Origin of the sequence: Streptomyces olindensis, assembly GCF_040645895.1 — a bacterium.
Classification (GTDB): domain Bacteria; phylum Actinomycetota; class Actinomycetes; order Streptomycetales; family Streptomycetaceae; genus Streptomyces; species Streptomyces olindensis.
In genome coordinates this window covers 138,452-159,142 of the sequence record NZ_JBEYZD010000007.1, presented here as the reverse complement: position 1 = coordinate 159,142, position 20,691 = coordinate 138,452, and the positions used below count along the sequence as shown (strand labels likewise).

Sequence of the window (20,691 nt, the reverse complement as noted above, 5' to 3'; positions counted from 1 at the left end):
CCATGAGCATCACCCACGCCACCGAGACCGCGACCACTCCCACGGCCCGCATCTTCAGCAGCGACAACGCCGCCGGCACCTCACCGGAGATCGTCGAGGCGATGGCCGCGGTGAGCACCGGCCCGGCCCTGCCCTACGGGGCGGACGACGGCACCGCCACGGTCCGGCGGGCACTGGGCGAGATATTCGAGCGTGACGTCGACGTCGTGCTGGTCTCCACGGGAACCGCCGCGAACGCCCTGAGCCTGGCCGCGCTCACCCCGCCCTGGGGCAGCGTGCTGTGCCACCGCGAGAGTCACATCAACAACGACGAGTGCGGAGCGCCCGAGTTCTACACGGCGGGCGCCAAGCTGGTCCCGCTCGGCGGCGCCGACGCCAAGATCGACCCGGACGAGCTGCGGACCGCCGCCCGGCACAAGGCCGGCGACGTGCACAGCGTGGAGCCCTCGGTGGTGAGCGTCACCCAGGCCACCGAGACCGGAGCCGTCCACACCCTCGACGAGATCCGCACCCTCGGGTCCATCGCCCGGGAAGCCGGTCTGCGCCTGCACATGGACGGCGCGCGGTTCGCCGGTGCCGTCACCGCCCTCGGCTGCACCCCGGCCGAGCTGACCTGGCGGGCCGGGGTCGACCTGCTGTCCTTCGGTGCCACCAAGAACGGCACGATGACCGCCGAGGCGATCGTCGTCTTCGACCGCTCGCTCACGCCGGAACTCGCCTTCCGTGCCAAGCGGGCCGGCCAGCTCACCTCCAAGATGCGCTTCCAGGCCGCCCAGCTGGACGCCTACCTCCGCGACGGCCTGTGGCTGCGCAACGCGGCGCACGCGGGCGCCATGGCCGCACGCCTCCAGGAGGGCCTCAAGGCAGTGTCCGGGGTGGAAATGCTCGGCGCCGCCGACGCCAACATCGTCTTCTGCCGTCTGCCTCAGCGGATCACCGAGGGACTCCTGGCGGAGGGCTTCGCCTTCTACCACGACCGCTGGGAGCCCGGCGTGGTCCGCTTCGTGACCTCCTTCGCGACCACGGAGCAGGACGTCGACCACCTCGTCCGGGCAGCCGCCCGCCACGCGGCCTGATCTGACGGCCGGGCTGCGTCCTCACCCGCGGGCATGCTCCCGTCGGCGCCGCCCGGGCCGGTCCTCGGAGCCCGTCAGTCGGTGATCCGCAGCAGCAGCTTGCCCGTCGACGTGCGCCCGCCCATCAGCCGATGGGCCTCGGCCGCCTCCGACAGCGCGAACTCCGCCGTGATCGGAAGGCGCACCAGGCCGTCGGTGACCGTGCGGAACGCCCGCTCGGCCAGCGCGCGCAGCGCCTGCGGCGCGGTCTGCGCGAGAGCCAGGATGGAGAAGCCCGCGACGGACCGGCCCTGCGGGTACAGCTCGGGCTGCCCGACGCGCCACGGCTCCGCGCCGCTCGCGTTGCCGAAGGACACCAGGCGTCCGAACACCGCCAGGACGTCGAGGTCCTGGCGCAGTGTCTCGCCGCCGATCGGGTCGAGGACCAGGTCGACGCCCCTGCCGCCGGTGGCGCGACGGACGTCGTCGGCGAAGGTGCCGGTGGTGAACACCTCGTCGTAGCCGTGCTCCAGGGCGTGCCCGGCCTTCGCCGGGGAGGAGACCACGCCGTAGACCGCGCCGGCGCCCGCCGCCCGGGCCAACTGCCCGGCCACCGTGCCGATGCCTCCGGCGGCGCCGTGCACCAGCACGCTCTCCCCGGCGCTCAGCCGGCCCACCTCGTGCAGCAGGGCATGCGCCGTCGGTACCACGGTGGGGAGGGTGGCCGCCGTCCGCAGGTCCAGGCCCTCGGGGAGCGGGAAGACGGTGGCGGCGTCGGCGACGACCACCTCCGCGTAGGCGCCGCTGTCGACGAGGGCGGCGACCTCCTGCCCGGGGCGCAGCCCCTCGACGCCGGCACCCACGGTCCGGACCCGGCCGGAGACCTCCAGGCCCGGGCGGTAGGGCAGCGACGGCACGCGGTAGCCCTCGGCACGGGCCTTGAGGTCCGCGAAATTCACGCCGGCGTAGGCGACGTCGACGGCCACCCGGCCCGGGCCGGGCTCGGGGACCTCGGCCTCGACGACCTTCAGCACCTCGGGATCGCCGTACTCCTCGAACTCCACCGCACGCATCATCGGAACGCACCCCTCGACTGAGTGTTCAATGGAAAGCGAACACCCGGACTGTAAGATATTCATCGAACACTCGGCAAGTGGCCCGGACGCTCGACGGGGTGCCGACGAGGTCGCGGGGCAGGGAGAGGGGCATGGCGAACCAGACCACGGGCGGCAGTCACCGCGCCGCACCGGTGCACACGGATCCCGAGGACGTCTCCGTCCTCACCGCGCTGTCCGCGCTCGCCGATCCGGTGCGCATCCAGTTGGTCCGCGAGCTGGCGGGTTCCCCGGTGTGGACGCGCAGTTGCGGCAGTTTCGACGTGCCGGTCGGCAAGGCCGCGCTCAGTCATCACTTCTCCGTCCTGCGGGGCGCCGGCCTGGTCGAGCAGCGGGACGAGGGGCCGAAGCGGGTCAACCGACTGCGCCGCGAGGAGTTCGACGCGCGCTTCCCGGGGTTGCTCGACCTGGTCCTGCGCGCCGACGACGTGGCGTGAGGCGCGCCCCACCAGAAGTCCTCGTGCGGAAGTCCTCGTGCGCCGCGGTGCCGTACGGCGACGAACTCCGCCGTGCGGCACCGCGGCCTCCGTCAGGGCACGGCGCGGTGGTCAGCCGCGGGTCACCTCCGCGTGAGCGGTGTGACCGCGACCCGGTCGATGACCGGTGCGTACGGCGAGCGCTGGTCGTACTCGTTGAACGTGTCGCCGTCGAAGTCGGGCAGTTCCTCCGCCGTGAACGTGAGCCGGTTGGTGCCCTTCTTCAGGGTGACCGGGACGGTCAGGTCCCAGAAGTTGTCGAAGTGGAAGGTCGTCGGGAACAGGATGCGCCGGGCCGGTCCGCCGTTGACCGAGAGGTCCGCGTGGCGGGCGATCGGGTCGGGGTTGTAGTGGGTGGCCGGGGCCTGTTCGGCGTTGGAGTAACGGATCGTCAGCGCGTGGCGGCCGGCGTGCTCGGCGACGACGTCGAGGGTGAGGGCGTTGGCCTTTCCGTCGCCGATGCCGGTGACGGCCTTGCCGCCGGAGGCGAAGCCGTAGGCCTCGGTCACCTTGGCGGCGCCACTGACCGTGCCGGACTCCGCCTGGTACACCCTCGGCACCAGGGCGCCGCCGGACGGCGTGACGCGCAGGCGGTCGAGGAGCAGCTCGCGTGACGTGCCCGTGACGGTGATCTTGTTGATGCCGCCGGACAGGAACAGCCGGAACGCGTCCGTGCCCTTCCGGGCGCCGCCCGCCTTGGGCAGGTCGAGCTTCTCGCCGTTGAGGGAGAGGACCGCCCGGCCGCCGCCCAGGTGGTCGACGTACACGGTCGATTCACCGTCGGTGGGGGAGTGCACCCAGAAGGTCGCCGAGTCGCCCTTGGCCAGCGGTACCGTTCCGGGCCCCGAGGCGCCGGGGCGTGCGTAGTCGGGCCGCGCTCCGGAGAGGGTCGCGTACTCGGCCTCGTAGATCGCGGGCGCGGTCACGTGCTCGTCGCGCAGGGCCAGGTCGATCTTGTCGACGATGGCGTCGCCCTTGGTGACGCCGAGGTCGGGGTCCTGTGCGGCGAGCGTGATGCGGTGCTTGCCGGCGGTCAGCCGCACCGTGGTGTCGGTGTGGCCCCAGACCACCCACTTGTAGCCGAGGGGCAGTCGCAGTTCCTGCGGGTCCTTGCCGTCGACGCGCAGGAAGACGTTGGTGGGTCCCTGTTCCTTCACCAGGTCGTACAGGTTGTAGGAGTTGGCGAAGACGCTGAGGTCGTAGGTGCCGTCCTGCGGGACCTCGACGTCGAAGGCCAGCACACCGTCGGAGCCGGTGCGCAGGCCGCCGACGTTGTAGGCGCCGGAGGTGGCGAACTTGCCGACGTCCCTCGGTGAACCCTCGGGCCCGTTCTTCGAGTAGCCGCGGCCGGTGTACGTGGCGTTCTCCGCCTCGTACGTCCTGCGCCAGCCGACGGACGGTTCGGCCGGTGTCCCGCCGTTGCCGCCGGGGGAGAGGATGACCTGGTAGGCCGACATCTCGTTCATGCCGGCCATGGGGAGCGTGACCGAGCCGTCGGCGCCGACCGTCAGCTCCCGGTCGGACAGCCGCAGCGGCTGGGCGGAGTCGCCGACCTGCCCGGTCCAGGGGATCTCCTGCACGATCGCGCGCACGGTCGTGCCGAACAGGGCGGGGTCGATGTTCTCGAAGACGATGTCCGCGTCGCCGCTCTTGCCGCCGAAGATCGCCCGGGACTGCTTCTTGTCCTCGTCGAGCGTGGCCACGCCCTGCAGGGTGTACTGCTGGTTGGGGTGCGGCGCGGTCACCTCGACGGTGTGGCCGGTCAGCTGGCCGTAGGCGTTGAACAGCCACCACTGTCCGTTGCCCTTGTTGGCCTCCACGGCCGAGTCGTTGAGGTTGCCGTCGATGTTCCAGTACGCCAGATCGGCGTCGATCTTGGACTCCTCGATGGCGGAGACCCACTGGATCACCTGGCCGGGCACGGACAGGTGGTAGTTGTGGCCGTACTCGTTGACGTTGACCGGCAGCGGACCGACGCCGACGTCCTTCTCCATCTGCCGGTACCTCGCCACGTTCGTGCGGACCGCCGCGGGCGACGACAGCTCGTGCCAGGTCATCACGTCCGGCACCACGTCGTTGGCCTTGGCGTACTGCAGGAAGCCCTTGACCTGGTCGTAGAGGACGCTGGTGTTGGGGCCGGCGATGCGGGCGTCGGGGTCGAGGCTCTTGATGAGCCGGTAGACGTCCTTCCACGCGGCGAAGTAGCGCTGCGGGTCCTTCAGCCACGAGACCCTGTCGTAGCTCCACTCACCGGTGCCGAACATGTTCCCTTCGGGCTCGTTGAAGGGCACGTAGACGACGTTGTCCTTGTACTCGCCCATGGTCAGGACCTGCCGGACCTGCTTCCTGATCCTCTCCTTGAAGTCGGCGAGCCGGGCCGGACCGTCCGCGCCCGGCCACTGGTAGGGGAAGCCGCGGTAGATGTCGGTCATGTAGATGTAGACGTCCTTGCCACCGGAGTCCACGAACGGCGGCAGGATCTCCAGCGCGTCCGCTCCGGGATGCTGGGGCCCGTCCTGTGCCTTCGTCGAGACCGTACGGACGTGCATGCCCTCCAGGAGGTTGCGGGTGGGCACGCCGTCGCCGTAGACGCCGTACAGCGAACCCGACGCCCCTCCGTGGAAGGGACCGGTGTCGGTGCCGAGGTCCACGACGAGCCGCTCCGGCTCCGCCGCGCCGGCCGTGCCGGCAGAGGTGGTGGCCAGCATGGTGGCGAGGACCGCCACGGCCAGCACCGCGGCTCCTGCTCCTGTGGTTCTTCTTCTGCGTCGCACTGAAGTCTCCGAGTCGTGCGTGAGAGGCCCGGGTGAGCACCGCCGCCAGGGCGCGGCCGAGACGGGCGTGACTGTGATGGGGGCGTGGGGGATGAGACCTGAGGGGTCGAACCGGTTCGACGGAAGCTAGCACCGGCGGTACGGGCCAGCAATACTCCGTACGCGAAGTCTGTGCCGAGTGCGCAGTGTTCTCGCAGGATGCCGCGGGACGGGTGCGCGGGGCATTGACAGGCGCGCGGTCAGCTCCTACCTTCCCTTCACGCGAACCGGTTCGACGATGCCGGACCAGCCCCTGAAGGAGTCCCCGTGAACATCGGTGAGATCGCCCGGCGGGCCGGTGTCTCGCGGAGCACCGTGTCGTACGCGCTGAGCGGCAAGCGTCCGGTGTCGGACGAGACCCGGGAGAAGATCCAGCGGGTCATCGACGACCTGGGCTACCGGCCCAACGCGAGCGCACGCGCGCTGGCCAACGGCCGGACCAACACCATCGGCCTGGTCTTCCCGCCGGCCGGCGACCACTACACCGGGATGCAGCTGGACTTCATCGGCAGCGTGGTGGAGGCCGCGACCACCTACGACTACGACGTGCTGCTCTCGCCGAGCGGCGTGGACAGTGACCGCTCGTTCCAGCGGCTGCTGGGCGAGCGGCGCGTCGACGGCGCCATCCTCATGGAGATCAGGCTCCAGGACGACCGCGTCGACCACCTCCTGGCCGAGGACTTCCCCGCCGTCTGCATCGGCCGCACGGCGCGGCCGGAGGGTGACTGGTGGGTCGGCCTCGACCACACCGCACTGGCAGCGGCCTGCGTCCACCACCTCGCCGACCTGGGCCACCGCCGGATCGCGTTCGTCAACCGGCCCGAGCGGCTGCTGCGCGCCGGGTACGAGTCCGCCCACCGGGGACTCGACGGCTTCACCAAGGCCGCCGCGGAACGCGGACTCACCGTCCGCACGTACACCTGCGGGGACGACGCGCCCTCCGGCCAGGCCTGCCTGGAGCGGATCCTGCACGACGACCCCGCCACCACGGCCCTCGTCACCCTGAACGAGGCCGCGCTCGGAGGCCTCTACCGGGGCCTCGCCCACGCGGGCCGCCATGTGCCGCGCGACTTCTCCGTCACCGGCGTCGTCGCCTCGCGCTGGGCCGAGACGGTGACCCCGCAGCTCACGGCGGCCGACGTACCCGCGGCGCAGATGGGCCGCCTGGCCGTGGAACTGCTCGTCGAGCGGCTCGACCACCCCGACGTGCCGCCGCGCCACCACCTGCTCGCCCCGCCGATCTCACTGCGCGCCAGCACCGGACCCGCCGGCCCGGTCGCGCCCCCGAGCCCCGCTTCCGACCCGACCGCCTGACCGGCCGCCGCCCGCGGGCACCCTCGCCCCGGACCTCGCTCCGGGGACGGGCCTGCTTGGCATGCCCACGTCCACAACGAGGTCGCTCTACCCGAAGGAACACCCATGACCAGACCCGCCAGACGCCGTCTCACCGCCACCGCCCTGACCGTCCTCGCCCTGACGGCCGGCGCCACCGCGTGCTCCTCCGGGGACGGCACCACCACCGCGACGGCCGAGGACAGCGGCACCTACACCATCTGGGACCCGTACCCGCAGTTCGCCAAGGACTCGGACTGGGCGAAGCTGCTGGACGACTGCGGCGGCAAGGCCGGGGTCGAGATCAAGCGGACGGCCTTCGACACCAGCGACCTGACGAACAAGGCGCTGCTGGCGGCGCAGCAGGACAACGCGCCGGACGTCCTCATCCTCGACAACCCGGTGGTGTCGACGCTCGCCGAGGCGGGCGTGCTCACCACCACCGACGAGAACAAGGTCGACACCTCGAAGGCGGACCCCAATCTGCTGGCGGCCGGCCAGGCGGACGGCAAGACCTACGGCACGCCCATCGGCGCCAACACCCTCGCCCTCTACTACAACAAGGACGTTCTGAAGAAGGCCGGTGTCGACGTCGCCTCCATCAAGGACTGGGCGTCGCTGACGGCCGCGCTGGAGAAGGTGAAGAAGGCCGGCAAGAAGGGCATCACCTTCTCCGCGATCGGAACGGAGGAGGGCAGCTTCCAGTTCCTGCCGTGGTTCTGGGGTTCGGGCGCGAAGCTGACCGCACTCGACTCCGCGCAGGGCGTCTCGGCCCTGTCCCTGTGGCACGACTGGCTGAAGAAGGGCTACGCCCCCAACTCGGTCATCAACAACACGCAGACCACCAGCTGGCAGGAGTTCGCAAGCGGCGAGTACGCCTTCGCCGAGAACGGCACCTGGCAGCTCGCGAACGCCCAGAAGGCCGGCTTCGACTACGGCGTCCTGCCCATCCCGGCCTCGGGCGGTGGCAACGCCGCGGCCCCGACCGGCGGCGAGTTCGTCACGGTCCCCGCCCAGGGCGACACCGGACGCTACGCCACCACGCGCAAGCTGGTGTCCTGCCTGACCAGCACCGAGAACCTGTACGCCACGGACACCACCCTGTCCTACGTGGCCCCCACCGCCGAGGTCCAGGACAAGCAGGTGGCCGCGAACGCCGAGCTGAAGCCCTGGGTCGCGGCGGTCAAGGCGGCCAAGGGCCGCACCAGCGACAACCTCGGCACCACGTATCCGAAGATCTCCGAACAGCTGTGGAAGGCGGTGCAGTCCGCCCTCAGCGGTGCCGAGTCGCCCGAGGACGCGCTGGCCAAGGCCCAGTCCGCCGTCAAGTGACGGTACTGAAGGGCCCTTCGATGAGTCACACGACACAAGTGCCGCACGGCCGGACCGTGCCCGGCCGCGGCGGTGCGGCCCCCGCCGCACCGCCCCGCGCACGGCGCCGCCGCCCCACCTCCCAGCAGCTCGCCGCCTGGGCCTTCCTCGCCCCGGTGACCCTCTACCTCGCCCTCTTCTACGCCTATCCGCTCTACCGCAACGTCGACCTGAGCCTGCGCGACTACACCGTCCGCTCCTTCGTCCAGGGCAACGCGCCGTTCACCGGGCTGGAGAACTACCGGAAGGTCTTCGACGACCCGGTGTTCGGCCCGGCACTCACCCACACGGTGGTGTTCACCGTCGTGTGCCTGGTCTTCCAGTACGCCATCGGCCTGGCCCTCGCGGTCTTCTTCAACCAGCACTTCCGGCTCTCCGCCACCCTGAGGGCCCTGTTCCTGGTGCCGTGGCTGCTGCCGCTGATCGTGTCGGCCTCGACCTGGTCGTGGATGCTGAACAGCGACTCGGGCATCGTCAACACCCTGCTCGGCGCCGTCGGCATCGGTCCGGTGAACTGGCTGACGTCGCCGGACTGGTCGCTGGCGTCGGTGATCATCGCCAACATCTGGATCGGCGTGCCGTTCAACCTGGTCCTGCTCCACAGCGGCCTGCAGTCCATCCCGGCGAGCCTGTACGAGGCGGCCTCTCTCGACGGCGCGGGCGCCTGGCGGCGGTTCTGGAGCATCACCTTCCCGCTGCTGCGCCCGGTCTCCGCCATCACCCTCCTGCTGGGCCTGGTGTACACGCTCAAGGTCTTCGACATCATCTGGATCATGACCAAGGGCGGCCCGGCGGACTCGTCCACCACCTTCGCCACCTGGTCCTACCGCCTCGGCTTCGGCAACCTGCTCCCCGCCTTCGGGCCCGGCGCGGCCGTCGGCAACCTGCTCGTCGTCGCCGCCCTCGTGTTCGGCCTGGTGTACCTGAGGGTCCAGCGAAAGCAGGCACCGGCATGAACTCCCCGCCCCGCAGCCGCACCGGCTGGAAGACCGTCCTCGGACTGGCGCTGACCGCCGTCATGCTCTTCCCGGTCTACTGGATGCTCAACGTGTCCTTCACCCGCGACCAGGACATGCGCAAGAGCCCGCCCGACCTGTTCCCCGTCCACGCCACACTGGACGGCTACCGCGCCGTCCTCGACCAGCAGTTGCCCTACCTCGGCACGAGCCTGGTCATCGGCCTCGGCACGGTCGCCGTGACCGTGGTGCTGTCCGCGCCCGCCGGATACGCGCTGGCGAGACTCCGGCCGCGCGGCGGGGGAGTGATCGGCTTCCTGCTCCTGGTCGCCCAGATGATCCCCGGCATCATCATGGCGATGGGCTTCTACGCCATCTACCTCCAGCTCGGACTGCTCCAGTCCGTGCCGGGCCTGATCGTCGCCGACTCCACCCTGGCCGTACCCTTCGCGGTGCTGATCTTCACCGCGTTCATGTCCGGCGTCCCCGGTGAACTGCTCCAGGCCGCGCAGATGGACGGGGCCGGGCCCCTGCGCACTTTCCGGTCCGTGGTGCTGCCGATGAGCCGCAACGCCGTCGTCACGGTGTCCCTGTTCGCGTTCCTGTGGTCCTGGTCCGACTTCGTCTTCGCCAGCACCCTCGCGGGCGGCGGCGCCCACGAGCCGATCACCCTCGGCATCTACCACTACATCGGCAACAACAACCAGGAGTGGAACGCCATCATGGCCACCGCCGTCGTGGCCTCCCTGCCCGCCACGGTCATCCTCGTCCTCGCCCAGCGCTATGTCGCCGCCGGCGTGACGGCCGGCGCCGTCAAGGACTGAAGACCCGGGTCAGCGCTCACCGGAGCAGCAGACCACCGCAGAAGAAATGAGTCACGCCTGATGACCGCCGCCCGATCCGGCCCGGCCTTCTCCCTCCACGACATCCCGTTCAGCACGCACGGCTCCTGGTTCGGTATCTCTCCCGTGCTCGCGGAGAAGACCCGCTCCGAGGACCTCCACCTCGTCTCGCACCAGAACGGCATGCACGCGGTCCTGCGCTTCACGCCCCTCGACGCGACGACGCGCGACCGGGCCGCGACCCACGCCGAGGCGACACCCGGCCTGCTCACCTGGACCGGCGCGGGAGGGCGCATCGGCCTCGCCTACGCCGCACCGGACACCGTCCGCCTGCGCGGCGAAGGACTGGCCCTGCGCATCACCGCGGCGGCGGACACCCTGACCCCCTTCACGGGCACCTACTTCTACCGTGACCCGGTGGCCGGGGCACACGTGTTCACCTCGTACGAGACCGGCCGCCGCTACCGGATCACCGTGCTGTCGGGCTCCGTGACCGAGGAGTCCGGCACCCAGGCCCTCGGCGCCGGCGAACGCGGCGTCACCCTCACCGCCGAGGCCGGCGGGACCTGGGAGGCGGCCGTCGAGGAACTGGACAGCGCACGCGCCCCCCACCGTTCCTCGCGCACGTTCGACGACATCGTGGCGGCCGCGCAGGCCGCGTTCGCCGCCTTCGCCGACGCGGTCGCCCCCTGGCGCACGCCGGACACCCCGGCCGCCGAACTCGCCGCGTACGTCCTGTGGTCGGCGACCGTCCGACCGGCCTCCCTCGTCACCCGCCCGGCGGTGCTGATGTCCAAGCACTGGATGGACAAGGTCTGGAGCTGGGACCACTGCTTCAACGCCCTCGCCCTCGCGCCCGGGGCACCCGCGCTGGCCCGGGACCAGTTCTCCCTGCCGTTCGACCACCAGGACGAGACCGGCGCCCTGCCCGACTCGGTGACCCACTCCGAGGTCCTCTACAACTTCGTCAAACCCCCCATCCACGGCTGGACCCTCTCCCGCCTGCGCCGACGGCTTCCCGAACCCCTCGGCCGGACCGAACTCGCCGATATGTACGGCAGGTTGGCGCGGTGGACGGACTTCTGGCTCACCGCCCGCCGCGCACCGGGTGACGCCCTGCCGCACTACCAGCACGGCAACGACAGCGGCTGGGACAACGCCACCACCTTCGACCCCGAGCGCGTCGTCGTCACCGCCGACCTGGCCGCCTTCCTCGTCCTCCAGCTCCGCGAACTCGCCGCTCTGGCCGCCGAGCTGGGCCTTCCCGACGAGGCTCGCCGCTGGACCCGTACCGCCGAGGAGACCCAGGCGGCGATGTTCGACGAACTGTGGACGGGGGAGCGGTTCGTGGCCCGGGGGGTCGCCGGCGGGCGGACATGGGGCAGCTCCAGTCTGCTGGACCTGATGCCGATGGTCCTGGGCGAGCACCTGCCCGAGAGCATCGGCACGGCCCTGGCCGCCCGCATCGAGACCCACCTGACGGCGTACGGACTGGCCACCGAACGGCCCGACTCCCCGCACTACCTCTCCGACGGCTACTGGCGCGGCCCGATCTGGGCACCCGCCACCGTCCTCGTCGAGGACGGGCTGCGCCGCGCCGGCCACCACCGCCTCGCCGACGACATCAGCGCCCGCTTCCGCGCCCTGTGCGAGACCCACGGCTTCGCGGAGAACTTCGACGCCCTCACCGGGACGGGCCTGCGCGACCGTGCCTACACCTGGACCGCGGCCGGTTACCTGCTCCTCGCCGAGGCCCACGAACTCCGGCGCACCACGACCGCTTGACGCCCGCCCCGATCCGCGCGGCAGCCAGGGGCGTGCGGTCGGCCCACCGGCGATCGAACGGATATCGCATTACCGTCGGCCGTCACAGCATGCTCCAACTCTACCTAGCCCTAAGTAGAGTTGGAGCATGCCTCACGAGCCGTCGAGTCCACGGATGACGCTGCCGACCCAGTTGGTGCTGCGCGCGTTCCTGGAGCAGCCCGCCGAAGAGCTGTACGGGCTGGAGGTCTGCGCCAGAGCCCAGCTGGCCAGCGGCACGATCCACCCGATCCTGGCCCGCCTGGAGTCCGTCGGCTGGCTGGTGTCCCGCTGGGAGGAGGCGGACCCGCACGAGCAGGGCCGCCCCCGGCGGCGCTACTACCGGCTCAGCCCGGACGGCTGTGTGTCGGCCAGGGCCGCACTGGCCCGCGCCACGGCCGACCGGAACGCGCTCGGCGTACTCCGTCCCGGTCTGGCCGGAGGCGCCGGCTGATGAGTGCGGAGCCCCTTCCCGGCGGCCCGAGCCTCGCCGCCGAGTCCCCTTACAGTCAGGCCGTCAGCCTGGCCGGCGACCTCGTCCGCACGCTCGCCCGTGCCGACATCCGTGCCAAGGACCTGGCGCACGGCCTCGCCCTTCGGCGCTTCAGGGTCATCAGCAGCGACATCGACCTGGCGCTCGACCTGGCCGAGGCCGTCGGCCAGCTCCATATCGCCGCCGTCCGGCTCCCGTCCGTGGTCGACAGGCCCCGGGTCGTCGCGGCGCGCACCGCCTACCTGGTCAAGGGGCTCGCCTACGCCTCCACGGCCGCCGCCGAACTCGCGCTGCAACTCGACCGCGTCGACCCCCGCGGGGGTGCTCAGGCCCGGCGCGTCGCCCAGGCCTGCGGCGAGGCCACGACGCTCCTGGACCGGTTCGCCACCGCCCTGCACAGCCCGGGAGAGGCCGCCGCCCCCCTCACCGCTCGACGCCGGGTCAGCCCGGCGGCGCACTGGCTCATCGGCTCGGCGGCGCGCGTCCTGCCCGCCGCGGACCGGGCACGGTACGCCGAGGAGTGGCGCGGCGAGCTCTGGGACCTCGCGGCCGAGCCGCGCCGCCGCCACCTCATGCACGCCCTCCGGATCGCGGTCCACGCCTGGTCCACGCGCCGGGCGGTCCTGTCCGCGGGGCGCGACGACGGCGACGGGGAGTGGTGAGAGGAGGGAGTGGGGCCGGGGAGGATCAGCTGCGGTCGCCCGGCGCGCTCAGCGGCGGGACAGCGGGTACTTCGATCGCGTTGTCGATGTCCGCCGCGGTCATCCTGAACTCCTCCGGGTAGGCCTCGCGCGTGGTGCGGCGGGCGGGCTCGGTGGTGCGCCAGGTGTACAGGCAACGCTCGCACTGGCGGACCAGCCACACGTCCGCCACGGGTGAGGCGGCGAGCGTCCGCACGGCGTCGAAGGCACAGCGAGGGCATACGGCGTCGGGGGTCATGAGAGCTCCTTGAGGGGTCGGCGGGGCGGGCCGGTCACCGGGCTGAGGCGGCGGCCGGTCACCGGGCGGAGGCGGCGCGCAGCTGCCGGAGCCTGGCCGTCCACTCCCGGGTCTCCGGCAGGTCCCGCACGGGCGTCGAGAAGTTGCCCCGCGCATCGGGGGCGACCGGAGTCGTCGCGTCGATGATCATCTTGCTGGTGATGCCCGGGGGCCGGGCCGCGGGGGCGAGTTCGACGACGGAGAGGTTGGGGACGACGACCACGTCCTCCCGGGGGTCGACCTTCGCGGACATCGCCCACATCACCTGCGGCAGGTCGAAGGGATCGACGTCCTCGTCGACGACGATCACCTGGCTGACGTAACCCAGACCGTGCCGCGTGGTCATGGCGCGCATCCCGACGGCCTTGGCGAAGCCGCCGAACCGCTTGGCCGTGGAGACGACCACCAGCATCCCGTGCGTGTACATCGCGTTCACGGCCCGCACTTCGGGGAACTCCGCGCGCAACTGCTTCAGCAGCGGCACACAGGTGTTGGGACCCACCAGATAGTCGACCTCGGTCCACGGCTTGCCCAGGTACAGCGACTCGAACACCGGGTCGGTGCGGTACGAGACGCGGTCGACCCGGATGACCGGCATCCGCCGGCCCCCGGAGTAGTGCCCGGTGAACTCGCCGAAGGGCCCCTCGATCTGCCGCCTCCGCGACTCGATCACCCCCTCGATGACGACCTCGCTGCCCCACGGCACGTCGAAGCCGGTCAGCGGCGCGGTCGCGAGGGGAGCGGGCGCCCCGCGCAGGGCTCCGGCCATCTCGTACTCGCTCTGGTCGTACGCCATGGGCATCCCCGACACGATCGCCGTCACCGGGTCGTTGCCCAGGGTGATGGCGACGGGCAGGTCCTCGCCCCTCTCCTCGGCCTTGCGCAGGTGCAGCGCGACGTCGTGCACCGGGACCGGCTGGAACGCGAGCCGGTCGCGGCCGATGACCTGGATGCGGTACGTGCCCACGTTCTGCCTGCCGAAGTCGCCCGGTGCCTCGGGATCGCGGGAGACGACGGCGGCCTTGTCCAGGTAGAAGCCGCCGTCGCCGTCGTTGAGCCGGAACAGCGGCAGCACGGAGAACAGGTCGACGTCCCCGCCCTCCTGGGCGTTCTCCCGCCAGGGGGCGTCCTCCCGGCGCACGGGCGCGACGGGGAAGGCGTCCCAGCGCGAGGCGAAGACCTCCACCTGCTCCTTGACCGGGGTGTCCTTGGGCAGCCCCAGGGCGAGGGCGTGATTGGCCCAGGAACCGTGCACGTTCAGCGCGATGCGGGCGTCGGTGAAGCCCTTGACGTTGTCGAAGTACAGGGCGGGCGCGCCCTCGCCGATCCGGCCGGCGGCGTTCGCGGCGGCGGCCAGATCGGGCTCGGGGAGCACCTCGTCGGTGACGCGCAGCAGTTGCCCCTCCCGGTCGAGAGCGGCGAGGAAGCTGCGCAGGTCGTCGTATGCCATGGCGAAGGTCCTTCGGCAGCGAGGCGGGGGCCGCCTGCCGGCGGCGGGTCAGGCGGCGGGCCGGCCGGCGCGGGCCGTGCGCATCCCCTCCCAGCGCCGCGCGGCGGGCGCGGGCAGGTCGAACTGGTCGAGGACACGGGCGGTGATGTGGTCGACGATGTCGTCGACCGAGGCCGGGTGGTTGTAGAAGGCGGGCACGGGCGGCACCATCCGCACGCCCATACGGGTCAGGGCGAGCATGTTCTCCAGGTGGATCTCGCTCAGCGGCGTCTCCCGCGGCACGAGGACCAGCCTGCGACGCTCCTTGATCACCACGTCGGCGGCGCGGGCCACCAGCCCCTCGGCGTATCCGGCGCGGATTCCCGCGAGTGTCTTCATGGAGCAGGGCGCGATCACCATGCCGTCCGTGCGGAACGAGCCCGAGGAGATGGTGGCGCCCTGGTCGTCGGGCTTGTGCGTGACATCGGCCAGCGCGCCGACGTCCGCGACCGACAGGCCCGTCTCCAGTTCGAGGGTGCTGCGCGCCCACCGGGACAGGACCAGATGGGTCTCCACGTCATCCAGCCCGCGCAGGGCCTGAAGGAGCCGCACCCCGAAAATCGCGCCGGTGGCCCCGGTCATGCCCACGATGAGCCGCACGGTCGTCCTCCTCATCCGGTGTGAGCTGCGCCTTTCGGTGCCCGGCGCAGCAATTCGAACCTAGGTGGTGCCTCGGCCAGGGTCTGGGTACGCTCGGGACTCACGATGGGGAAAAACGGACAGCCTGCCATCAGGGACCTGCCGTACACGGCTGCCGTCGGCGCGCCGGCGGGTGTCGAGGTGGTGCCCCTGGGCGGGCTCTTCGACCGGGCCCGGCGCCACGGCAACGACCCCTACGCCGCCCTGCGCCCGGCCTTCCACCAGCTGATCGCCGTCCGCGAGCGGCCCCTGCACCTGACGGTGGACTTCGTCGAGCACGAGCTGCCGCCCGGTGCCTGGCTGTGGATCCGCCCCGGGCAGGTCCAGCGGTTCGGGCACGGCCTGCCGGACGCCGAGGGGACGATCGTGGTGTTCCAGCCGGGGTTCCTGCCGCCCGCGACCCTCGCCGCCGCCGGTGTGGACCCGCCGTACCGGCAGGCGCCGGTGCTGCCCTCGGGGCAGGACGCGCGGGCGCTGCGCCTGGGCCTGGAACACCTGGCGTTCGAGTTCGCCGCACTGACGTCGCTGCCGCTCGCCTCGCACGTCGAGGTGCTCCGGCACCTGGTGTCCGTACTGGTCCTGCGCCTGGCCAGGACGACGGGCACCTCCGCCGCGCCGGGTCCCGCGGCGGAGGTGTTCCGGCGCCTGTTCGACGCGGTGGAACGCGACCACCGGGTGACGCGGCGGGTGGAGGACTACGCCGCCGCGCTGGGCTACAGCCCCCGCACCCTGTCGCGGGCGAGCCTGGCGGTCACCGGCATGAGCGCGAAGAAGTACATCGACGAACGCGTCCTGCTGGAGGCGAAGCGCCTGCTGCTGCACACCGAGCGCGCGGCGAAGGACGTGGGCGCGGAGCTGGGGTTCGCGGATCCCAGCGACTTCACCAAGTTCTTCCGGCTGCGCACGGGCACGACGCCCGGGGAGTTCCGGGCGGGAACACTCCGCCCGGACGGCGACTGAACGCCGTTAGGCGGGCGGCCGGTCCGTGGTGCGGCGCGCGACCAGCGTGGGGGAGAGCCTGACCTGGACCGAGTGTCTGCCGCGGTCCGCGATGCGCTCAAGGAGGAGCCGGGCGGCGTTCCGGCCGATCTCGCGGCCCGCCTGGTCGACGCTCGTCAGGGAGATCGGGCCGAGCGCGGCGAAGGTCGTGTTGTCGTAGCCCGCCACCGAGAGGTCGCCGGGCACCGAGAGGCCGGCCTCGGCGACCGCCTCCAGGACGCCCATGGCGACGATGTCCGCGCCCGCGAAGACGGCCGTGGGCCGCTGGGGGCGCGCGAGCAGCTGTTTCGCGCCCTCGTAACCGCCCTGCTGTGTGTAGCTGGTGGAGACGACGTCGATCTCCCCCTCCAGGCCGAGGTCCCGCATCGCCTGCCGGTAGCCGTCGGCGCGCTGGGCGTTCGGCATCTCGGTGGTGCGCGTCGGGTCGGTCTCGTGGTGCTCGATGTGCGCGATCCGGCGGTGGCCGAGCTCCGCGAGGTGACGGACCACCAGGGCCGCGCCCGCCCGGTCGTCGTCGGCGACGGTGTCGTACACGGGGGAGTGCCCGTGGCGGCCGACGACGACGGTGGGTACGGCGGAGGCGACGTGTTCGAGGCGGTCGCGCGGTGACACGGGGGCGACGAGGACGAGGCCGTCCATGCCGCGGTCGATCATGGCGTCGGTGACGCGGGCCTCCTCCTTCTCGCCGTTGCCGCCGGGGCCCAGCAGGACCTGGTAGTCGGTGCCCTCCAGGCGGCCGGTGACGCCGTCGAGGATCTCGGGGAAGAACGGGTTGCGGATATCGGGCAGCATCACGCCGATCGTGTACGTCCGGCCGCGCAGCCCCCGGGCGGCCGCCAGCGGACGGTAGCCCAGCTCGTCGATCGCCCGCCGTACCTTGGCCCGCATCTCGGGGCTCGCCCCGTAGGCGTTGCGCAGCACCTTGGAGACGGCGGTGGTCGACACGTTGGCGTGCCGGGCCACGTCGACGATGGTGACGCGACGGGGTGCTGCGGGCGGCTCCATGCGGCTTCCTCCGGTGCCGTGGGCAACGTTGGCGAGAAGTGTACGGATCTAGCCCGGACCGGGTAAGGGGGCTCCCCCCTTGCTTCTCCGGGCGAGGCGGCCACAGCGCGTAACGACAGTGCAGCGTGCGCGACATCTTGACGCCCCGTGGAGGGCTCTCTAGGGTCTGGCCCACCCCATGGGAAACGTTACCCATCAGCTTGCCCGCGTCAGGTGCTGAAACGTTTCAAGGAAGCAGGCCCGCCCGTGACCCTCGCCCCGAACCAGCAACTGCCGGATCGTGACCGTCCCCCGGACCCCCGCCGGATCACGACCGCCCGCCGCGACGCGCGCACCACCCCGCCCTGGTGGTTCGCGGCGCCGGCGCTCCTGCTGTTCGCGTTCGTCGTCCTCGTGCCGAGCGCCCGCGGTGTGTACTACGCGTTCACCGACTGGGACGGACTCGATCCCCACTACGCCTTCGTGGGCCTCGGCAACTTCGCCGACATGCTCGGCGACGCCGACGCGCGACAGGCCGTCTGGCACACCCTGCTGATCGCGGTGGCGATCACGGTCGTACAGAACGGGGTGGGGCTGCTGCTGGCGCTGGGCGTCAACTCGGCCATCAAGTCCCGGAACCTGCTCAGGGTGTTCCTGTTCGCCCCGGCCGTGGTCACCCCGATCGTGACCGCCTACCTGTGGCGCAACCTCCTGGGGCCGGACGGAGCGGTCAACAGCCTGCTCGGCGCCGCGGGCCTCGACGGATGGCAGCAGGACTGGCTGGGCAGTCCACGCCTCGCGCTCTGGGCGGTGGTCGCGGTGATCGTGTGGCAGTACGCGGGCTACTCGATGGTGATCTTCCTGGCCGGCCTGCAGTCGGTGCCCAAGGAGGTCCACGAGGCGGCCTCGCTCGATGGCGCCGGTCCCGTGCGGCGCTTCTGGTCGGTGACCCGGCCGCTGCTCGCCCCGGCGTTCACCATCAACCTGATGCTGTCGATCATCGGCGGGATCAAACTCTTCGACCAGGTGTACGCGCTGACCGGCGGCGGCCCCGGCCACGCGACCGACACGATCTCCACGCTGATCTACAAGGACGCTTTCACCCTTGGCGAGTTCGGCTACAGCATCGCTCTGGCGGTGGTGCTGACGATCATCGTGGCGGTCGCTTCCACGGGGCAGTACCTGCTGCTCTCCCGCAACGAGAAGGCCGCGTCATGAACCGTTACCGTCCCCGCACGCTCGCCCTGGAACTGGCGATGATCGCCGCCGCCCTGTTCGTGGCGTTCCCGCTGTACGTCCTGGTCAACCTGGCCGTGCGGCCGACCTCGGACACCTCCTCGCCCCTCAGTCCGACCGGCTCGCCGACCCTGGACAACTTCACCCAGGCCTGGCAGCAGGGCGCGCTCGGCGGGGCACTGGCCAACAGCCTGCTGGTGACGGTGTGCAGCGTCGCGATCGTGCTGGCCGTCTCCTCCCTGGCGGCCTATCCGCTGGCCCGTGTCACGGCCCGCTGGTCACGGGGCACCTACCTGCTCGTCCTCCTCGGACTGGTGCTGCCCTTCCAGCTCGCGTCCCTGCCGCTCTACCAGACCATGCGCGACCTCGGCCTGCTCGGCACCCCCTGGGCGCTGGTGCTGTTCTACTCCGGGCTGCAGGTGCCGTTCACCGTCTTCCTCTACGTCGGCTTCCTGCGCGCTCTGCCCCGGGACTTCGACGACGCGGCCCTGATCGACGGCTGCACACCGCTGCAGGCCTTCCGGTACGTGGTGCTGCCGATGCTCAAACCCATCACCGTCACGGCTCTGGTGCTCAACACGGTCGCCGTGTGGAACGACTTCTTCACCCCGCTGCTGTATCTGAGCGGCAGCGCCCAGCAGACCATGCCGGTCGCGATCGCGGGCTTCGTCGGCCAGTACGTCACCGACTGGAACCTCATCTTCGCCGCCCTGGTGATCAGCATCCTGCCCGTCCTGCTCGTCTACTTCCTCCTGCAACGCAGCATCATCAACGGCTTCGCCGGAGGGCTGCGGGGATGATCCCCGCCTTTCTTCTCCGTAAGGGAGACCTCATGAACACACGCAACCTCACCGTCCTGGTGGCCGCGACAACGGCCGCCGCCCTCCTGGCCGCCTGCAGCGGCGGCACGAAGGCGAGCGGCTCCGGCGGCGGTGGTACCAAGACCTTGACGCTGGCCTCGGTCGACCAGGGTTCCGTCGAGGACGTCGTCAAGGCGTTCGAGAAGGCCAACCCCGGCGTCAAGGTCCGCTACACCACCAGCGGCGCCGACCAGTACCAGCAGCAGATCCGCACCCAGCTGTCCTCGGGCACCGCACCGGATGTGATGTCGGTCTGGCCGGGCAACGGAAACCCCGGCGCCACCTACGTCCTGGCCAAGCCGGGATACCTGCGTGACCTCTCGGACCAGCCGTGGGCCGCGAAGCTGCCGGACGCGGTCAAGACCGTGGCCCAGTACGAGGGGAAGACCTACAACGCCGTCTTCGGGCTGAACGGCATCGGCGCCGTCTACAACCAGCAGGCCATGGAGAAGGCCGGCCTGACCCCTCCGGACACCTGGCAGGAACTGCTCGCGTTCTGCCGCGATGCGAAGGCCAAGGGCACCCCGGCCTTCGCGCTGGGCATCCAGGACAACTGGGTGACCCAGCTCGTGCTGTACGCGCTGGTGGCCACGACCGTCTACGGACCCGACCGCGACTTCGACCAGAAGATGCAGGCCGGACAGGCCACCTTCGCCAAGTCGGCGTGGACCACCGCCGTCGACAAGTACCTGACGATGCAGAAGACCGGCTGCTTCCAGAAGAACCCGCTGGGCACCAACTACGAGGCCAGCCAGCAACTCGCCGCCACCGGCAAGACCCTCGGCATCGTCCAGGGAAACTGGGTGATCGCCCTGCTCAAGGGCAAGAACCCCAAGGGCACGTTCACCTTCAAGGCGCTTCCGGCCACCGACGATCCGTCCGCGACCCTCATCCCGGCCGCGGCGGGTGCCGGCTACGGAGTGAACGCCAAGGCGAAGAACCCGGAACTGGCCCTGAAGTTCGTGAACTTCGTGATGTCGCCGGAGGGCATGAACCTCTTCGTCAAGAAGCAGGGAAGTCTGCCCTCCCTGCCCGACACGGGCCACAAGGTCGATCCGTCCCTGACCGAACTCTCCACGTTCATCCAGAAGGACCGCACCGTGCCGTTCATGGACCAGCTCTGGCCCAACGCCAAGGTCCAGCAGACCATGCTCAGCGGCCTCCAGGAGATCTTCAGTGGCCAGACCACACCCGCGAAGCTCCTCGCCGAGATGGACGCCGACTACAAGGCCGGCTCGTGAGCGTGACGC

Annotated in this window: 19 protein-coding genes; 13 read left to right on the top strand and 6 right to left on the bottom strand. The window is 71.1% G+C overall.

Annotation, left to right across the window (positions count from 1 at the left end):
- Window positions 1-2: 2 nt before the first annotated feature.
- Window positions 3-1,076 (top strand): threonine aldolase family protein, encoded by a 1,074-nt coding sequence (locus ABZ948_RS06450; protein ID WP_359757799.1) that lies wholly within the window; start codon window positions 3-5, stop codon window positions 1,074-1,076.
- Window positions 1,077-1,150: 74 nt separating this feature from the next.
- Here the strand turns inward: ABZ948_RS06450 and ABZ948_RS06445 are convergent, their stop codons facing one another.
- Complete coding sequence (locus ABZ948_RS06445) at window positions 1,151-2,128, bottom strand: quinone oxidoreductase family protein (protein WP_359757833.1); 978 nt, start codon at window positions 2,126-2,128, stop codon at window positions 1,151-1,153.
- 134 nt (window positions 2,129-2,262) lie between these two features.
- Here ABZ948_RS06445 and ABZ948_RS06440 point away from each other — a divergent pair, with 134 nt between their 5' ends.
- Entirely contained in the window at window positions 2,263-2,607 is a 345-nt protein-coding gene (locus tag ABZ948_RS06440) for an ArsR/SmtB family transcription factor (RefSeq protein ID WP_359757797.1), read from the top strand.
- Window positions 2,608-2,729: 122 nt separating this feature from the next.
- On the opposite strand, the gene ABZ948_RS06435 is transcribed toward ABZ948_RS06440, so the two are convergent.
- Complete coding sequence (locus ABZ948_RS06435) at window positions 2,730-5,372, bottom strand: cellulosome protein (RefSeq protein ID WP_359757832.1); 2,643 nt, start codon at window positions 5,370-5,372, stop codon at window positions 2,730-2,732.
- Window positions 5,373-5,726: 354 nt separating this feature from the next.
- Here ABZ948_RS06435 and ABZ948_RS06430 point away from each other — a divergent pair, with 354 nt between their 5' ends.
- The 7 genes from ABZ948_RS06430 to ABZ948_RS06400 all read left to right on the top strand — a co-directional run bounded on the left by ABZ948_RS06430 (window position 5,727) and on the right by ABZ948_RS06400 (window position 12,918).
- Window positions 5,727-6,773, top strand: a complete 1,047-nt coding sequence (locus tag ABZ948_RS06430; protein ID WP_359757795.1) for a LacI family DNA-binding transcriptional regulator — start codon at window positions 5,727-5,729, stop codon at window positions 6,771-6,773.
- Window positions 6,774-6,878: 105 nt separating this feature from the next.
- The gene (locus tag ABZ948_RS06425; RefSeq protein ID WP_359757794.1) at window positions 6,879-8,123 is read left to right on the top strand and encodes a sugar ABC transporter substrate-binding protein; all 1,245 of its coding nucleotides are present in this window, start codon (window positions 6,879-6,881) and stop codon (window positions 8,121-8,123) included.
- A gap of 20 nt (window positions 8,124-8,143) precedes the next feature.
- Complete coding sequence (locus tag ABZ948_RS06420; RefSeq protein ID WP_359757792.1) at window positions 8,144-9,118, top strand: carbohydrate ABC transporter permease; 975 nt, start codon at window positions 8,144-8,146, stop codon at window positions 9,116-9,118.
- The gene (locus ABZ948_RS06415) at window positions 9,115-9,942 is read left to right on the top strand and encodes a carbohydrate ABC transporter permease (protein ID WP_359757790.1); all 828 of its coding nucleotides are present in this window, start codon (window positions 9,115-9,117) and stop codon (window positions 9,940-9,942) included. The genes ABZ948_RS06420 and ABZ948_RS06415 overlap by 4 nt, the downstream gene beginning before the upstream one ends.
- Window positions 9,943-10,002: 60 nt before the next feature.
- On the top strand, window positions 10,003-11,745 hold the full coding sequence (locus tag ABZ948_RS06410; protein WP_359757788.1) for an amylo-alpha-1,6-glucosidase: 1,743 nt from the start codon (window positions 10,003-10,005) through the stop codon (window positions 11,743-11,745).
- Window positions 11,746-11,899: 154 nt separating this feature from the next.
- Window positions 11,900-12,217, top strand: a complete 318-nt coding sequence (locus ABZ948_RS06405) for a PadR family transcriptional regulator (protein WP_359757786.1) — start codon at window positions 11,900-11,902, stop codon at window positions 12,215-12,217.
- On the top strand, window positions 12,217-12,918 hold the full coding sequence (locus ABZ948_RS06400; RefSeq protein ID WP_359757784.1) for a hypothetical protein: 702 nt from the start codon (window positions 12,217-12,219) through the stop codon (window positions 12,916-12,918). The genes ABZ948_RS06405 and ABZ948_RS06400 overlap by 1 nt, the downstream gene beginning before the upstream one ends.
- Window positions 12,919-12,943: 25 nt before the next feature.
- On the opposite strand, the gene ABZ948_RS06395 is transcribed toward ABZ948_RS06400, so the two are convergent.
- Genes ABZ948_RS06395 through ABZ948_RS06385 form a run of 3 tightly spaced genes read right to left on the bottom strand, consistent with a single transcriptional unit; the run spans window position 12,944 to window position 15,323 of the window.
- A complete protein-coding gene (locus ABZ948_RS06395; RefSeq protein ID WP_359757782.1) occupies window positions 12,944-13,195 on the bottom strand; it encodes a non-oxidative hydroxyarylic acid decarboxylases subunit D in 252 nt (83 codons plus the stop codon).
- A gap of 58 nt (window positions 13,196-13,253) precedes the next feature.
- The gene (locus ABZ948_RS06390; RefSeq protein WP_359757780.1) at window positions 13,254-14,684 is read right to left on the bottom strand and encodes a non-oxidative hydroxyarylic acid decarboxylases subunit C; all 1,431 of its coding nucleotides are present in this window, start codon (window positions 14,682-14,684) and stop codon (window positions 13,254-13,256) included.
- A gap of 48 nt (window positions 14,685-14,732) precedes the next feature.
- Window positions 14,733-15,323, bottom strand: a complete 591-nt coding sequence (locus tag ABZ948_RS06385; protein ID WP_359757778.1) for a non-oxidative hydroxyarylic acid decarboxylases subunit B — start codon at window positions 15,321-15,323, stop codon at window positions 14,733-14,735.
- A 105-nt stretch (window positions 15,324-15,428) separates the two neighbouring features.
- Between ABZ948_RS06385 and ABZ948_RS06380 the strand changes: the two genes are divergently transcribed.
- Window positions 15,429-16,322, top strand: a complete 894-nt coding sequence (locus ABZ948_RS06380) for a helix-turn-helix domain-containing protein (protein ID WP_359757776.1) — start codon at window positions 15,429-15,431, stop codon at window positions 16,320-16,322.
- 6 nt (window positions 16,323-16,328) lie between these two features.
- Here the strand turns inward: ABZ948_RS06380 and ABZ948_RS06375 are convergent, their stop codons facing one another.
- A complete protein-coding gene (locus ABZ948_RS06375) occupies window positions 16,329-17,366 on the bottom strand; it encodes a LacI family DNA-binding transcriptional regulator (RefSeq protein WP_359757774.1) in 1,038 nt (345 codons plus the stop codon).
- Between the two features lie 246 nt (window positions 17,367-17,612).
- Here ABZ948_RS06375 and ABZ948_RS06370 point away from each other — a divergent pair, with 246 nt between their 5' ends.
- Genes ABZ948_RS06370 through ABZ948_RS06360 form a run of 3 tightly spaced genes read left to right on the top strand, consistent with a single transcriptional unit; the run spans window position 17,613 to window position 20,682 of the window.
- Window positions 17,613-18,563, top strand: a complete 951-nt coding sequence (locus tag ABZ948_RS06370; protein WP_359757772.1) for a carbohydrate ABC transporter permease — start codon at window positions 17,613-17,615, stop codon at window positions 18,561-18,563.
- Window positions 18,560-19,381, top strand: a complete 822-nt coding sequence (locus ABZ948_RS06365) for a carbohydrate ABC transporter permease (protein ID WP_359757770.1) — start codon at window positions 18,560-18,562, stop codon at window positions 19,379-19,381. The genes ABZ948_RS06370 and ABZ948_RS06365 overlap by 4 nt, the downstream gene beginning before the upstream one ends.
- Window positions 19,382-19,413: 32 nt before the next feature.
- A complete protein-coding gene (locus ABZ948_RS06360; RefSeq protein WP_359757768.1) occupies window positions 19,414-20,682 on the top strand; it encodes an ABC transporter substrate-binding protein in 1,269 nt (422 codons plus the stop codon).
- Window positions 20,683-20,691 lie beyond the last annotated feature (9 nt).

Bases quoted from the DNA above. Each gene is read 5' to 3' on its own strand.
- ABZ948_RS06420 (WP_359757792.1), top strand. From the start codon at position 8,144: ATGAGTCACACGACACAAGTGCCGCACGGCCGGACCGTGCCCGGCCGC.
- ABZ948_RS06375 (WP_359757774.1), bottom strand. From the start codon at position 17,366: ATGGAGCCGCCCGCAGCACCCCGTCGCGTCACCATCGTCGACGTGGCC.
- ABZ948_RS06415 (WP_359757790.1), top strand. From the start codon at position 9,115: ATGAACTCCCCGCCCCGCAGCCGCACCGGCTGGAAGACCGTCCTCGGA.
- ABZ948_RS06360 (WP_359757768.1), top strand. From the start codon at position 19,414: ATGAACACACGCAACCTCACCGTCCTGGTGGCCGCGACAACGGCCGCC.
- ABZ948_RS06445 (WP_359757833.1), bottom strand. From the start codon at position 2,128: ATGCGTGCGGTGGAGTTCGAGGAGTACGGCGATCCCGAGGTGCTGAAG.
- ABZ948_RS06405 (WP_359757786.1), top strand. From the start codon at position 11,900: ATGACGCTGCCGACCCAGTTGGTGCTGCGCGCGTTCCTGGAGCAGCCC.
- ABZ948_RS06440 (WP_359757797.1), top strand. From the start codon at position 2,263: ATGGCGAACCAGACCACGGGCGGCAGTCACCGCGCCGCACCGGTGCAC.
- ABZ948_RS06425 (WP_359757794.1), top strand. From the start codon at position 6,879: ATGACCAGACCCGCCAGACGCCGTCTCACCGCCACCGCCCTGACCGTC.
- ABZ948_RS06450 (WP_359757799.1), top strand. From the start codon at position 3: ATGAGCATCACCCACGCCACCGAGACCGCGACCACTCCCACGGCCCGC.
- ABZ948_RS06395 (WP_359757782.1), bottom strand. From the start codon at position 13,195: ATGACCCCCGACGCCGTATGCCCTCGCTGTGCCTTCGACGCCGTGCGG.
- ABZ948_RS06365 (WP_359757770.1), top strand. From the start codon at position 18,560: ATGAACCGTTACCGTCCCCGCACGCTCGCCCTGGAACTGGCGATGATC.
- ABZ948_RS06390 (WP_359757780.1), bottom strand. From the start codon at position 14,684: ATGGCATACGACGACCTGCGCAGCTTCCTCGCCGCTCTCGACCGGGAG.
- ABZ948_RS06410 (WP_359757788.1), top strand. From the start codon at position 10,003: ATGACCGCCGCCCGATCCGGCCCGGCCTTCTCCCTCCACGACATCCCG.
- ABZ948_RS06380 (WP_359757776.1), top strand. From the start codon at position 15,429: ATGGGGAAAAACGGACAGCCTGCCATCAGGGACCTGCCGTACACGGCT.
- ABZ948_RS06400 (WP_359757784.1), top strand. From the start codon at position 12,217: ATGAGTGCGGAGCCCCTTCCCGGCGGCCCGAGCCTCGCCGCCGAGTCC.